This window comes from Filomicrobium sp. (assembly GCF_025698805.1).
Classification (GTDB): Bacteria; Pseudomonadota; Alphaproteobacteria; order Rhizobiales; family Hyphomicrobiaceae; genus Filomicrobium; species Filomicrobium insigne.
The window spans coordinates 80,234-93,022 of the sequence record NZ_JAILWT010000003.1 but is presented as its reverse complement, the minus strand read 5'-3'; the positions used below and the strand labels follow the sequence as shown (position 1 = coordinate 93,022).

The 12,789-nt window shown below is 56.9% G+C and carries 14 protein-coding genes; 4 read left to right on the top strand and 10 right to left on the bottom strand.

Going from position 1 to position 12,789, the window contains the following annotated elements; all coding sequences use genetic code 11:
* Window positions 1–113 precede the first annotated feature (113 nt).
* Window positions 114–479: an RNA polymerase-binding protein DksA gene (dksA, locus tag K5845_RS07875; RefSeq protein ID WP_046480480.1), complete on the top strand. Its 366-nt coding sequence runs from the start codon at window positions 114–116 to the stop codon at window positions 477–479.
* Window positions 480–536: 57 nt separating this feature from the next.
* Here dksA and K5845_RS07870 read toward each other — a convergent pair whose 3' ends face one another.
* The 4 genes from K5845_RS07870 to purL all read right to left on the bottom strand — a co-directional run bounded on the left by K5845_RS07870 (window position 537) and on the right by purL (window position 4,915).
* A complete protein-coding gene (locus tag K5845_RS07870; protein ID WP_287958739.1) occupies window positions 537–1,655 on the bottom strand; it encodes a paraquat-inducible protein A in 1,119 nt (372 codons plus the stop codon).
* Between the two features lie 231 nt (window positions 1,656–1,886).
* The gene (gene grxD, locus K5845_RS07865) at window positions 1,887–2,237 is read right to left on the bottom strand and encodes a Grx4 family monothiol glutaredoxin (protein ID WP_046478671.1); all 351 of its coding nucleotides are present in this window, start codon (window positions 2,235–2,237) and stop codon (window positions 1,887–1,889) included.
* Between the two features lie 94 nt (window positions 2,238–2,331).
* Complete coding sequence (locus K5845_RS07860; RefSeq protein WP_046478670.1) at window positions 2,332–2,568, bottom strand: BolA/IbaG family iron-sulfur metabolism protein; 237 nt, start codon at window positions 2,566–2,568, stop codon at window positions 2,332–2,334.
* A 121-nt stretch (window positions 2,569–2,689) separates the two neighbouring features.
* On the bottom strand, window positions 2,690–4,915 hold the full coding sequence (gene purL, locus K5845_RS07855; RefSeq protein WP_046478667.1) for a phosphoribosylformylglycinamidine synthase subunit PurL: 2,226 nt from the start codon (window positions 4,913–4,915) through the stop codon (window positions 2,690–2,692).
* Between the two features lie 360 nt (window positions 4,916–5,275).
* Between purL and K5845_RS07850 the strand changes: the two genes are divergently transcribed.
* Complete coding sequence (locus K5845_RS07850) at window positions 5,276–5,653, top strand: hypothetical protein (RefSeq protein WP_090229274.1); 378 nt, start codon at window positions 5,276–5,278, stop codon at window positions 5,651–5,653.
* Between the two features lie 119 nt (window positions 5,654–5,772).
* Here K5845_RS07850 and purQ read toward each other — a convergent pair whose 3' ends face one another.
* From purQ to purC, 3 genes are all read right to left on the bottom strand, one after another.
* Entirely contained in the window at window positions 5,773–6,480 is a 708-nt protein-coding gene (gene purQ, locus K5845_RS07845; protein WP_082101145.1) for a phosphoribosylformylglycinamidine synthase subunit PurQ, read from the bottom strand.
* An 86-nt stretch (window positions 6,481–6,566) separates the two neighbouring features.
* Window positions 6,567–6,809, bottom strand: a complete 243-nt coding sequence (gene purS, locus K5845_RS07840) for a phosphoribosylformylglycinamidine synthase subunit PurS (protein WP_046478666.1) — start codon at window positions 6,807–6,809, stop codon at window positions 6,567–6,569.
* Between the two features lie 197 nt (window positions 6,810–7,006).
* Entirely contained in the window at window positions 7,007–7,795 is a 789-nt protein-coding gene (gene purC, locus K5845_RS07835) for a phosphoribosylaminoimidazolesuccinocarboxamide synthase (RefSeq protein ID WP_046478663.1), read from the bottom strand.
* A gap of 352 nt (window positions 7,796–8,147) precedes the next feature.
* On the opposite strand from purC, the gene K5845_RS07830 reads away from it, so the two are divergent.
* Window positions 8,148–8,474 (top strand): DUF1476 domain-containing protein, encoded by a 327-nt coding sequence (locus tag K5845_RS07830; RefSeq protein WP_046478660.1) that lies wholly within the window; start codon window positions 8,148–8,150, stop codon window positions 8,472–8,474.
* Window positions 8,475–8,535: 61 nt separating this feature from the next.
* Here K5845_RS07830 and K5845_RS07825 read toward each other — a convergent pair whose 3' ends face one another.
* The 3 genes from K5845_RS07825 to K5845_RS07815 all read right to left on the bottom strand — a co-directional run bounded on the left by K5845_RS07825 (window position 8,536) and on the right by K5845_RS07815 (window position 11,607).
* Complete coding sequence (locus tag K5845_RS07825) at window positions 8,536–9,135, bottom strand: RBBP9/YdeN family alpha/beta hydrolase (protein ID WP_287958738.1); 600 nt, start codon at window positions 9,133–9,135, stop codon at window positions 8,536–8,538.
* A 59-nt stretch (window positions 9,136–9,194) separates the two neighbouring features.
* Window positions 9,195–10,502, bottom strand: coding sequence for an adenylosuccinate lyase (gene purB / locus K5845_RS07820; protein WP_046478657.1), 1,308 nt, complete (start codon window positions 10,500–10,502; stop codon window positions 9,195–9,197).
* A gap of 85 nt (window positions 10,503–10,587) precedes the next feature.
* A complete protein-coding gene (locus K5845_RS07815; protein ID WP_046478656.1) occupies window positions 10,588–11,607 on the bottom strand; it encodes a P1 family peptidase in 1,020 nt (339 codons plus the stop codon).
* Window positions 11,608–12,007: 400 nt separating this feature from the next.
* Between K5845_RS07815 and K5845_RS07810 the strand changes: the two genes are divergently transcribed.
* Entirely contained in the window at window positions 12,008–12,205 is a 198-nt protein-coding gene (locus tag K5845_RS07810; protein ID WP_046478655.1) for a hypothetical protein, read from the top strand.
* Window positions 12,206–12,789: the final 584 nt, after the last annotated feature.

Sequence of the window (12,789 nt, the reverse complement as noted above, 5' to 3'; positions counted from 1 at the left end):
ACACGACTAAGACGGCAAGTGAGAATGCCCCGCGCGGCCAAGACGCGCAGCGCGCTGCGGCGTCGTCGATAGTGCTCGAAGAGGGCTATCGCCCAAGCGACGACGAGCCGTTCATGAACGATCGCCAGCGCGCCTATTTCCGGCGGAAACTACTAAACTGGAAAGAGGAGATTATCCGCGAAACGCGCGAGACTCTGGCGGGCATGTATGAGGATGCAACGCAGCATGCTGACCTTGCAGACCGAGCAACGTCTGAAACCGACCGGGCGCTAGAACTCCGCGCACGCGATCGCCAGCGCAAGCTCGTCTCCAAGATCGACGCGGCCCTGGCCCGGATCGATGACGGAAGCTATGGCTATTGCGAGGAGACCGGCGAACCGATCGGGTTGAAGCGTCTGGACGCACGGCCCATTGCGACGCTCTCGCTCGAAGCGCAAGAGCGTCACGAACGTCGTGAACGCGTCTATCGCGAAGACTGATATTTCTTCTGGCTGGCGGAGTAAGTTAACGGCTCCGCCGGCAATTCGCTCTCCAAACTAAAGCTCAGGAACCTCTGCAGGACGCCGCTGCGGGCTGCGAGTGCTATTGGTGTCGGGTTCCACATCCACACGGCTGCTCGCCGACTGAGAAGGAACGGGTGCAGTCGTGCTGGCCCAGCCGTAAGCGAGCATGGTGATAAGCGCCGAGGCCGCAAAGAAATAGACGCCCGGAAGAACGCGCGCCTCCGTATATCCCGACGAGTTCACATAAAAGATCATCAACGCCAGTACCATGACGTCGGTCATGGAATAACGCCCAAGCCATTCCATCGTCGAAATCGACTTGTCGCGAAATTCGGGACTGAGGTCTGGAGAGGTAACGAGCGTCAGCAGGTAGAACAGCTTCAGGAACGGAAAGAGCACCGAAAAGACAAACAAAACGGCGCAAAGGAAAAACTCCTCGTTCCGATAGAGTGCGTAGATGATCGTCGCGAGAGAATGTTCGTTGGTCCAGACATAGACCGTCGTGAAGCGGATGACGGGCAGGATCACCCCGAGCGCGAAGAACACAGTCGCCAGGATGATCAAAAACGACAGCACGAAATTGCGCATCGTAGTTCGGCGCTGAACCGGTTTTTCCTGCGTTGAAATCTGCGGAAGCTGGCTTCGGCTGGAAGCGCCCGCCGGCGTCATGTCAGGCAGTACGGTGCCGGAAGCACGCGCAGCGATCAAAGCCCTGTCCTTGGCCACGGCCGGAAGCCACGCGTAGGCTAGGATCATGAGAACGATGGCAGCGGTGAAAAAGTACACGCCGTTAAGGCTCGTCGCGTCGTAAACACCCTGGCTCTTGATGAAGAAAATCATCAACGCCAGTACGAGCACGTCATGCATTGACCATTTGCCGAGCCATTCGAGAGCCCTCAAACGCCAGCGCTGACGGAGAATCTCCTCATGTGGAAGCGTCGAAACGAGCAACAAGTACAAGAGCTTCACTACGGGAAAGATAATCGAGAAGACCAGCACCGTCAGCCCGAGGAAGAGCTGGCCATCAGCAAGCAGAACCTCGACAGTCGAAAGCAAGGAGTGCTGGGTCGACCAGAACATGTATTGGGTAAGTCGGATGACCGGCAATGTGATCCCGAGCGCAAGACATACGCTCGCACCGAGTATAGCCAAGCTTAGGAAAAAACGCCGGCCTCCAAGCCACATCCTCTGAGTTCGTCCTCCCCACAATCCTGAAAATGCGCGCAACTGTACGCGGCCGTCGAAACGACCACATCCATTAAAGCATGCTGAGGGATAAAATTAGGACGATTCAACGGTAACGACGTCCGGGGAGAGCAAATAGCGACAACTGCACTCCCCGAGGTCAAGATAACGAGCAGATATGAGGCGGATGACAGCCGATCAGGCCATCAATTTCGACTTGTCGTAGAGGATGCCTTTTTCGTCGAGCACCTGCATCAGTGAGCCGTCCTGGAACATCTCACGGACGATGTCACAACCGCCCTGGAACTCGCCTTTGATGTAGAGCTGCGGGATCGTCGGCCAATTGGAAAAGGCTTTGACGCCATCACGCACACTCATGTCGTCGAGAACGTTGATGTCTTGATAATCAACGCCCAGATAACCCAGGATCTGCGCAACTTGGCCCGAAAATCCGCACTGCGGAAACTGCTTCGTCCCCTTCATAAACAAGACCACGTCGTGATTCGCGATCTGCTTGCGGATCCAGTCATTGACGTCTTGGCTACTCATCTCCGCCCTTCCTTAAAAATCTGCACCGGCGTAATTCACCGATAGGATCTCGACAATCCGCCAGCATCGAACTTGGGTGTCGCTTCAGTTAAAGTCAATCTTGGGGCACCGCCGTGGTCAATGCCAGCGCGTGCAACACGCCACCCATTCGTCCCTGCAACGCGCTGTAAACCATCTGGTGCTGCTGGACGCGGTTTTTGCCCTTAAAAGCTGACGTTACGACGTGCGCAGCGAAGTGATCGCCATCGCCCGCCAGATCCCGAATTTCGATGACAGCGTCGGGAAACGCTTCCTTGATCAGATGCTCGATTTCATTGGCTGTCATCGGCATATCGTACCGCTTCTCCTCTAGCTGATTAGCATACGGGCGCAAAGCACCCCTTGGCCTCAAATTATAGAGATGTCGCTAGAGCAAAGCGAGCCACCGTCACTGCCAAGCCAAGTAAAAAGCCTTAAACACCAGCCATATAATTGGGAAGCCAGGAGTCATGTGCCACGCGAAGCTCACTGAGCGGCAATGACGCCTCACCCGCCAGCGTCAACGACGCCCCTCCGGTACGCCCAACGATCCGGGCTGGCAACTCCAGCAGACGCGCCCGGCCGAGAACTTCTTCAGCCGCCGCCGGAGCAACAGAAACCACATAGCGCCCCTGATCCTCACCGAACCAGACGCTATGACCCGGTAGCTTGCCTTCATAAACGAAAAGCTCTGCACCCATGTCACCCGCCAGAGCCATTTCCGCTACGGCAACCAACAAACCACCGTCCGAGCAGTCGTGCACGGTATCGCACACGCGCTCACGGATCAGCGCGCGCACAAGCCGCCCCGCCTTGAGCTCAGCAGCTAGATCGACCGGCGGCGGGGCGCCCTCGAGCTTTCCCGCAGCGTGCTGTTGGTAGAGCGATTGGCCAAGCCAACCCTTCTCTTCGCCGATCAGGACGAGAAGCTCACCTTCCCGCTTGAGACCGACGGAAGCCATTTTTTGGACATCAGGAATGAGCCCCACGCCGCCAATGGCCGGCGTCGGCGGAATCCCAACGCCATTTGTTTCATTATAAAGGGAGACGTTCCCGGACACGACCGGGTAGTCGAGCGTCCGACAAGCTTCCCCAATTCCCTTAATGGCACCGACGATCTGCCCCATAATTTCGGGTCGCTCCGGGTTGCCAAAATTAAGATTGTCAGTGACTGCGAGTGGATCCGCACCGACGGCTGTCAGGTTCCTCCACGTCTCTACGACCGCTTGTTTGCCACCCATCTCTGGGTCCGCAGCCACATATCGAGGCGTAACATCGCAACAGGCCGCAATCCCCTTTTGTGTCCCGTGCACACGCACCACCGCAGCGTCACCACCCGGGCGCTGAACAGTGTCGCCCATCACCATGTGATCGTACTGCTCCCAGACCCAGCGACGCGAGGCTAGCGCCGGGGTACCCATAAGCGTCTTGAGGCACGGCAAAATACCAGCGTCAGGCGGTGGCACCCATTGTGGAAGGATAACTTTTGCCGGCTCGTGCGGCACCCAAGGGCGCTCATAGAGCGGCGCCGAATTGGCGAGCGTCGCAACGGGGATATCGGCTTCTACTTTCCCCTTGTGTGTCACGATCATCCGGCCTGTGTCGGTCGTGCGCCCGATCACCGCAAAGTCCAGATCCCATTTGCGAAACACGGCTTCCGCTGCGGCTTCGGAGCCCGGGCGCAGAATCATCAGCATCCGCTCTTGGCTCTCCGACAGCATCATCTCGTAGGCCGTCATGCCGGTTTCGCGTTGCGGAACCTGGTCCAGATTGAGTTCGATCCCGACCCCGCCTTTGTCTGCCATCTCCGCGGTGGACGACGTCAGACCTGCAGCGCCCATATCCTGAATGGCGATGATGGCATCCGATGCCATCAGCTCGAGGCAAGCCTCGATGAGCAGCTTTTCTGTGAAGGGATCGCCAACCTGTACAGTTGGGCGCTTTTCGTCCGACTTGTCGTCAAACTCCGCCGAAGCCATCGTCGCGCCGTGAATGCCGTCACGGCCCGTTTTGGAACCGACGTATACGACAGGCAACCCAACGCCCTTGGCGGCCGAATAAAAGATCTTGTCGGTGCGTGCTAAGCCGACACACATGGCGTTGACGAGAATGTTGTTGTTGTAGCCCGCGTCGAAGTTCACCTCACCGCCGACAGTCGGCACGCCCACGCAATTGCCATATCCGCCGATGCCTGACACGACGCCTGAAACAAGGTGGCGCGTTTTGGGGTGGGAGGGATCGCCAAAGCGGAGCGCATTAAGATTGGCAACCGGGCGCGCACCCATCGTGAACACGTCGCGCATAATACCGCCGACCCCTGTCGCAGCACCCTGATAAGGCTCGATGTACGAAGGGTGATTGTGGCTTTCCATCTTGAAGACGGCCGCCCAGCCTTCGCCAAGATCGACAATGCCGGCATTTTCGCCGGGCCCCTGAATCACGCAGGCACCCGACGTCGGTAACGTCTTCAGCCAGAACCGCGAAGACTTATAGGAGCAGTGCTCTGACCACATCACGGAGAAAATGCCGAGCTCCGTTAGCGACGGTTGGCGCCCCATGATCTCGAGCAGCCGTGTGTACTCATCCGGCTTTAAACCGTGCTCGGCAATAAGCTCATCAGTCACTTCGAACGGAACCGTGCTTTCGGTGGCATCATTCATTGCTGTTTTCTTCTCGCGACGGGGGACGGCAAGCGCCGGTGTAGCCTGGCCCGCTTATAGACGCCAAACTCGCGACATCCCAGAGCCTCAACGACTAATGCGGCACAATATCCGGTGGAGACCTCACCCACTCGGGTAGTGCCTTTTCACCGAGCGGGTGAAGCGCTCTGCCGCGCGGCCGAACCGCGCTGCAGCATGCGTATTGCTGCAATGCACAAATTAGCATGCCTCACCAATGAGAAGAGCGCTAAGTGTTTCTCCACGCTGGCCACTAACGACTGGGCACAAAGTCTTGCAAGCCCGGCATCGACGCTAGCCGCATGAGCTGACGATGAGATGATCTTTGCGAGGAGAACTCTGATGACCCCGTTTAAAACCATACTGAGTACTGTTGCAGTCTGCGTCATTACCGCGACGACGGTCATGGCTGGCCAGGGTGTACGCCCAATTGAGCTGACGCCCGGTCACGGCCAGAGCTTCGACTTGGGAAACAAACGCGCCGTAAGCTATTTTCTGGATCGTGATGGTGTTTGCCACCTCACCCTTATGCTTACCGAGGCTTACACAGAAGACACCGTTCCTGGCGCAGCAACACGCATGATTGTCGCCGTCGCCCCGGGCCGTCCCGCCCGTGTCGATACATCTAACGGTAAATCGCTCGGCTTCGATTGCACCGCGAACGCCGCGAAGATGACGGTAACGCCGCTTGACCACGTCGCCGTCGCACCGCGCATCTAACCAGTTCCGCAGAACCCAGCCGAAAAACACGCAGGGGTTGGGATGCGGCCGAGAGAGGGCTTCAGCCCTCTCTTGCTTTATGTCTCAGAGATAAACGATCGAAACGCAGCAACGTGGCGTCAGCCGACCATTGCTTCAGCGATACTGACCACAGCGCTTTCAAAAATCCGACGTCCGTCGGTTCCGCCAAGCTGGGGCTCGAACAAGCGTTCAGGGTGCGGCATCAGCCCGAGAATTCGTCCCGTACTGTCTGTTATGCCGGCGATGTTACGTTGTGAGCCATTGGGATTCGCAGCCTCCGTAACCGCTCCATCAGCATCGCAATAGCGGAAGACCACGCGACCATCCTCCTCAAGACGGTCCAACGTATCTTCATCCGCGAAATAGTTCCCGTCATGGTGCGCGACCGGCATCCGCAGAACCTCACCCACACGGTTGCAACGGGTGAAGAACGTATCCTTCGTTTCACAGCGCAAAAAGGCGTCGCGGCAGATGAAACGCAGCGAGGCATTCCGCATCAGCGCACCCGGCAGCAGACCGGTCTCAAGCAGAATTTGAAACCCGTTACAAATGCCAAGCAATGGGGTTCCGGCCTTAGCTTTGGCCACGACATCGCGCATGATCGGCGAATGCGCAGCCATCGCACCGCAGCGCAGATAGTCGCCATAGGAAAATCCGCCAGGCAGAACAATCAGATCACAAGCAGGAACTTCTGATTCGCCGTGCCACACCATCCGCGCCGGAAAACCCGTGATCGCCTCAAGAGCGACCTTCACGTCGCGATCGCAGTTCGAACCGGGGAACACGATAACAGCGGAGCGGATCATTTGATTATGTCTCCCTAGGCCGCAAATCAGCGCCAGCGGCGAACTCTCGCCCTATAGGCGCAAGCACACAACGCCCCGCAATCACCTCAGCTGGCAATCTCGATGTCGTAGTTTTCGATCACCGTATTGGCGAGCAGGTCTTTGCACATCTTCTCGACGGTCTCGCGCGCGTTCGCCGCATCACCATCCGCCAGATCGACCTCGATATATTTTCCCTGACGCACTTCGTTGACGCCGGAAAATCCAAGGGACGACAATGCATGCTCAATCGCCTTGCCTTGCGGATCGAGAACGCCGTTTTTGAGTGTAATCTTGATGCGTGCTTTCATGACGTCTCTTTAGCCGCGAGCCGACAAAATGGGGCTGCGCCGAAATGAAGCGGCGAGGCGCCCAACGTATATTGAGCGCCTCGGGATCTCTCAACTGGTAGCGTGCTTCCGGAAGAGTGGAAACTGATTTTCCGACACGACGCACGCCAAAACGAACAGTTAGGGACTTTCCGCTTTTCAACGAAAAGCAAAAGACCCTAATGCGGCTTGCCCGTCGGGTTGGACGCAACGAGCACAGGCGTTGCGCCCACGGATGGCCGATTCTCATTGAGAACGCCCAGCCTCCGGGCAACTTCCTGATACGCCTCAAGCACACCGCCGAGGTCGCGACGGAAACGGTCCTTGTCGAGCTTGTCCGACGTCTGGATGTCCCACAGACGGCAGCAGTCCGGGCTGATCTCGTCAGCCAGAACTATGCGCATCTGATCATTCTCCCAAAGACGGCCGAATTCCACTTTGAAGTCTACGAGACGGATGCCGATTCCGAGGAACAGACCGACCAGGAAGTCGTTGATCCGCAGTGCGAGCTGCATGATCTCATCGATCTCCTGCGGCGCTGCCCATCCAAACGCCGTGATGTGTTCTTCCGAAACCATCGGGTCGTTCAGGGAATCAGCCTTGTAGTAGAATTCGATAATGGAACGTGGAAGTTGCGCGCCTTCCTCAAGTCCCAGCCGTGTCGCCAGCGAGCCGGCCGCAACGTTGCGGACAACGACTTCGAGCGGAATGATCTCGACTTCGCGGATCAATTGCTCGCGCATGTTGAGACGGCGGATAAAATGCGTCGGAACTCCGATCTCGCCCAGCCTCTGAAAGACCATTTCCGAGATACGATTGTTGAGGACGCCTTTGCCCTCGATTAAGGCATGCTTTTTGTTGTTGAAGGCCGTAGCGTCATCCTTGAAATGCTGGATGAGCGTTCCCGGTTCGGGTCCTTCGTACAGAACCTTCGCCTTACCTTCGTAGATACGACGGCGCCTGTTCATGCCTGGTCCTTTAAGTATGATGGAGCTCATGTCTCAGTGTGTTCTTTGTAATGGGACCGCAACGCTAGACCGGTCTGATGTCGGGATTTTGCTGCGTGCCACTCTATGTGGCGCTGCAACATCAGCGAGTCCAGATCGGTCTGGTCCAGGTGGCTGACACTAGCTGAATGCCCCCCCATAAACAATCTTTACAATAGGCGATTTGCGGAACGGTTATCGACAACAGGCAAGTCATTGATTTGCCAACACTCGAACGTTATTCAGGCCAAGTCCGCCGCCAAGGGGTGCGACATCGCGGTAGCGATTAAAGCGCGAGTAGTTTTCGTTAACAGCAATCACAGGTAGAAACAGCATGACCACATTCGATGAGCGTCAAAAGGGCTTTGAGAAAAAATTCGCGCATGATCAAGAACTTAAATTCAAAGCGGAAGCACGTCGCAATAATCTGATTGGCGCCTGGGCCGCCGAAAAGCTCGGCCTCACGGGAGACGCCGTTGCCGAATATCAGAAGGAAGTCCGGCGTGCGGACCTTGAGGAAAAGGGCGATGACGACGTGATCCGAAAGCTTCGCGCAGACTTCGAGGCGAAGGGAATTTCGGTCAGCGACGAAGAGATCCAGCAGCAGATGGTCGAAATGCTCGCGCAAGCGATCAATCAGATCGAAGGCAGCGCGAGCTAACGGATCGCTGTCCGAGAAGTTTGTGCCCGGCAGTCCTTGGAGAAGGCTGCAGGGATGATCGTCATTTCGTCCCTGCAGCGGGCTCCTGCAAATCCTTCAAGAACAGGCCGAACTGCAAAAGCCCCTCCGGCCAGGGGCCATGACCAGACGCAACATTGACGTGGCCTGCGTCGCCCGCTTCAAGCAACTTCGAACCCCACATCGCTGCAATCTCCTTCGCCCGTTCGAAGCAGCAATAGGGATCGGTGTGCGACGCAATGAGCGTCGAAGGAAATGGGAGCGGTTCGCGGGGCATCGTGCCGAAGTCCCGCACATCCTGTTCAAACGAATGCCCTTCGGTAACCGGCCAGTCCTTCGCGTTTTCAATATCAGCCGGTGCGACCAGATATGCTCCGGCCACCTTCGTCAGATCGAGACGCGGTGCAGCGTGGGCCACCGAAATCACACCCAAACTGTGAGCCACCAGCACAACGGGCTTTTCCGACGCTGCCACCGCGCCGGCGATCCGAGCCGACCACTGCTCGCTCTGCGGCTTCAACCAGTCCTCTTGCTCGACACGTCGTGCCGTCTTGAGGCTGCGTTCCCACCGAGATTGCCAATGATCGGGCCCTGAGCCAGACCAGCCCGGCACAATCAGAATTTCCACGTCTGAAGTGCGCATGAGAGGTTTGATCGCTCCAAAACGGCTTCGTATGACCTAATCATGTGATGGCAGGTCCGTCAGGCTTCTCCGAAGACCCGCGCAAAAATCGTGTCCACGTGCTTGAGATGATATGCATTGTCGAACATCGCATCGAGTTCTGCAGCCGACAAATGCGCGCTAACTTCGCTATCTCCCTTGAGTTCACTGAGGAAATCGCGCCCCTCTTCCCACGTTTTCATGGCATTGCGCTGCACCAGGCGATAGGCGTCTTCCCGGCTGACGCCTTTTTGCGTAAGCGCCAACAGAACGCGTTGGGAGTTATGCAAGCCCGAGAGCTTGTCGAGGTTACGCTGCATGGTGCCCGGATAAACCACAAGCTTCTCGATCACGCCCGCGAGACGGCCCAACGCAAAGTCCAGTGTAACTGTCGCATCTGGTCCGATCATCCGCTCGACAGATGAATGCGAAATATCGCGCTCGTGCCACAACGCCACGTTTTCCATCGCCGGCAGTGCATAGGCGCGAACCATACGTGCAAGCCCCGTGAGGTTTTCCGTCAACACAGGGTTACGCTTGTGAGGCATGGCTGAAGAACCCTTTTGCCCCGGCGAAAAGAACTCTTCGGCTTCGAGAACTTCGGTCCGTTGAAGATGGCGGACTTCAACGCTAAGCCGCTCGATCGACGAGGCAACAACCGCCAAGGTCGCGAAGTACATCGCATGTCGGTCGCGCGGAATGACCTGCGTCGACACCGGTTCCGGCTTAAGCCCGAGCTTTTCCGCCACGTAGATTTCGACTTGAGGATCGATATTCGCGAATGTGCCTACCGCACCGGACAGTGCGCAGGTCGCGACCTCATCGCGCGCAGCCAGCAAACGGTCGCGCGCACGCTCAAACTCAGCATGCGCGTAGGCAAGCTTCACGCCGAAGGTTGTGGGTTCCGCGTGGATACCGTGGCTGCGCCCGATCGTGATGGTGTTCTTGTGCTCGAAGGCGCGCGCCTTCAAAGCGGTCAGCAATCGATCGACATCCGCAATGAGAATGTCGGCAGCACGCACCAACTGGACGTTGAAGCAGGTGTCGAGAACGTCGGAGGACGTCATGCCCTGATGAACGAATCGGGCGTCTGGCCCGACGATTTCCGCCAGATGCGTCAGAAACGCGATCACGTCATGCTTCGTGACCGCTTCGATTTCATCGATCCGAGAGATGTCGAATGTCGCGTTGCGTCCCTTAGCCCAAATAGTCTCGGCCGCTTCTTTCGGTATCGTACCCATCTCGGCCATCGCAGAGGCAGCATGCGCCTCGATCTCGAACCAGATACGAAAACGGGACTCAGGGGCCCAGATGGCGGCCATCTCCGGCCGGGAGTAACGAGGGATCATTGGCGTCTTTCTACGGGTTCCAAATATCCACTGAGCCTGTAGCAGAGCAGCTACCCGGCTTCAATTGAGGACCCGGCCGCTTCCTCTATTTGTTTGCTGGTCTTGCACCAAATCTTTGACGATAGCTCTGGGGGCCCTGCCAACCGGCTTGCGCAGGTGCAGCAAAATAAACACCCCGCGCGACAGCACGCGCCAGCGCGTCGCCTGCAGCGCAGCCGAGGGTGGTCAAGCCGATGATGGGATCTTTCAGTTCGACTTCGCCTGTCGCCATCGCGAAAACCAGATCTCCATCAAGCGGAGAATGCACAGGGTGGATAGCGCGCGCGAGACCGCTTTGTGCCATTACGGCCAACCGGTGAGTTTGACGCTTATCGAGCCGTGCGTTCGTCGCGACCACCGCTATCGTAGTATTTTGCCCCGGCCCACCCTTGAGAAGGGGTGGCGCGCCTTTGTTTTGATAAGAAACCGGAGGCCCGCGCCCGCCAAACTCCTCATCCTGTTCGAACGGCCATGCCCAGAAATGAGGGCTATCACCCATCGTAACGCACCCAACGGCGTTGACGGCCACCAGCGCACCCACCACCACACCATCACCAACATCTGCCGAAGCGCTCCCTAATCCACCGCGCAAGTTCGCGGTCGTTGCACCGAAGCCGGCGCCAACGCTCCCGATCTCGGCAGCCTCCCCAGACGCTTCGTCGCAGGCAGTCCGCGCCAGACGCTCATAAGGGTTGCGTTCCCCCCAGCTTTTGTTTCCCCCGTTTAGAAGGTCGAACAAGATCGCCTGCGCCACGATCGGAACGCGCGCGCCGGCGACATTCAAGCCGATCCGGCGTTCGGCCAACCAAGCTTGAACCCCGGTAGCCGCCGCCAATCCGAAAGCCGAGCCACCCGCCAGAACGATCCCATGCACCTCATCGACCGTACCAGCCAATCCCAAGGCCTCAATCTCACGGGTGCCTGTCCCGCCCCCACGGACATCCACGGCGGCAATGCAAGGGCGCGTCGGAAGTACAACCGTCACGCCGGAACAAATTGACGCATCGTGCGCGGAGCCAACTTGGATTTGTCTAACATCACAGATGTGATTGCGGAGAGCGCTCATTGTTTCATTCGAGTTGTGATCCGAAAATTCGGACCTATGTGAATTGACGGGGCTTTCGCACGAGGGTGCCGCAAAACGAACATGCAGGAGCCTGACGCAATCATGGTTGCGCCACGCCTGCAACACTTTGAGAAAGGAACCTTTGATTTCTGTGAGTGGGCCAAGATCTGAGCACAATTTCGGGCCCTATCGCGTGGCCGCCGGGAAATACCTCGCAGGAGGACGAGCCAGAAGTGTTCAAATCGCAACGGGAGCTCAACACTTTTAAGGACAGCAACTGAAATTGCTGCCTTTAAACGTTATCTGTCTACTAGGCTGAACAAATGAATCGCTGGACGTAAAAACCAATAGAAGGCCAGAGTTTTAGTTGTTCAGGATTTCAGAACTAAGGGAGAATGGAATGCTAAATGAGGTTCAACAAGAAGTCGCCGACTTAAACGGTCGGATCGACGCGTTGGAAGATCCACGCGAAGGCTATGCGATGGTCAAAGAATGCATCCGCCGCCGCCGCGAAGCTGGTCAGACAATCCCTGACGATCTGCGCCGTCTCGAAGCAGCGCTATTGAGAGATTGTTTGGCTCAGTCGCAAGGGCGCTGACTTATGCCAAGAGCGTGGGAGCGACGTGTTTTACGAGAGAGGTCAGTCTAACGCACCAAGGTGGCTTACGTGCTCATTCTTAAGCCGGTATGCCACATGAAATAGAGATAGCAATTATACACATATCGGTTTTGCTAATTTAGAGCACGCCGATGAAGAATACGCAGAATTTGGTTTGGCCCACATAAGAGAGCCGAAACGCGACCTGCGCGTTCTCTGCTAGATATTTTCAAAAATAGCTGATGGCAGAAATCGAACACATTGGTTCGGAATGCGAATGACCGCTATTTGAAAACAACGATTTAAAGAAAGTGCGCGAAAAACAACGCGCCATTAGGTGGGATTTATCTCACGAATGCCCCAACCTATTATCTATTCCATCGGACAATCTACGAGCACATGTTTTATCTGGCCGGCCCAAATCGGCCGACTGTGGGCCGGCGCTTCATGCGCGTGTGCGCTATCGCCAGATAGAAGCACACTATAAATCCCGCGAAACCAATCACACGGCCAATCCATCTCGTATCAAATGCTGCGCAGCACAAAGTTTCTCAACAAAAAAGCGCCTCCGAAATTCGGAGGCG

What these genes read in the sequence shown, in the direction of transcription:
- dksA (WP_046480480.1), top strand. Translation starts at nt 114, where the DNA reads ATGAACGATCGCCAGCGCGCCTATTTCCGGCGGAAACTACTAAACTGG.
- grxD (WP_046478671.1), bottom strand. Translation starts at nt 2,237, where the DNA reads ATGAGTAGCCAAGACGTCAATGACTGGATCCGCAAGCAGATCGCGAAT.
- K5845_RS07860 (WP_046478670.1), bottom strand. Translation starts at nt 2,568, where the DNA reads ATGCCGATGACAGCCAATGAAATCGAGCATCTGATCAAGGAAGCGTTT.
- purL (WP_046478667.1), bottom strand. Translation starts at nt 4,915, where the DNA reads ATGAATGATGCCACCGAAAGCACGGTTCCGTTCGAAGTGACTGATGAG.
- K5845_RS07850 (WP_090229274.1), top strand. Translation starts at nt 5,276, where the DNA reads ATGACCCCGTTTAAAACCATACTGAGTACTGTTGCAGTCTGCGTCATT.
- purQ (WP_082101145.1), bottom strand. Translation starts at nt 6,480, where the DNA reads ATGATCCGCTCCGCTGTTATCGTGTTCCCCGGTTCGAACTGCGATCGC.
- purS (WP_046478666.1), bottom strand. Translation starts at nt 6,809, where the DNA reads ATGAAAGCACGCATCAAGATTACACTCAAAAACGGCGTTCTCGATCCG.
- purC (WP_046478663.1), bottom strand. Translation starts at nt 7,795, where the DNA reads ATGAACAGGCGCCGTCGTATCTACGAAGGTAAGGCGAAGGTTCTGTAC.
- K5845_RS07830 (WP_046478660.1), top strand. Translation starts at nt 8,148, where the DNA reads ATGACCACATTCGATGAGCGTCAAAAGGGCTTTGAGAAAAAATTCGCG.
- K5845_RS07825 (WP_287958738.1), bottom strand. Translation starts at nt 9,135, where the DNA reads ATGCGCACTTCAGACGTGGAAATTCTGATTGTGCCGGGCTGGTCTGGC.
- purB (WP_046478657.1), bottom strand. Translation starts at nt 10,502, where the DNA reads ATGATCCCTCGTTACTCCCGGCCGGAGATGGCCGCCATCTGGGCCCCT.
- K5845_RS07815 (WP_046478656.1), bottom strand. Translation starts at nt 11,607, where the DNA reads ATGAGCGCTCTCCGCAATCACATCTGTGATGTTAGACAAATCCAAGTT.
- K5845_RS07810 (WP_046478655.1), top strand. Translation starts at nt 12,008, where the DNA reads ATGCTAAATGAGGTTCAACAAGAAGTCGCCGACTTAAACGGTCGGATC.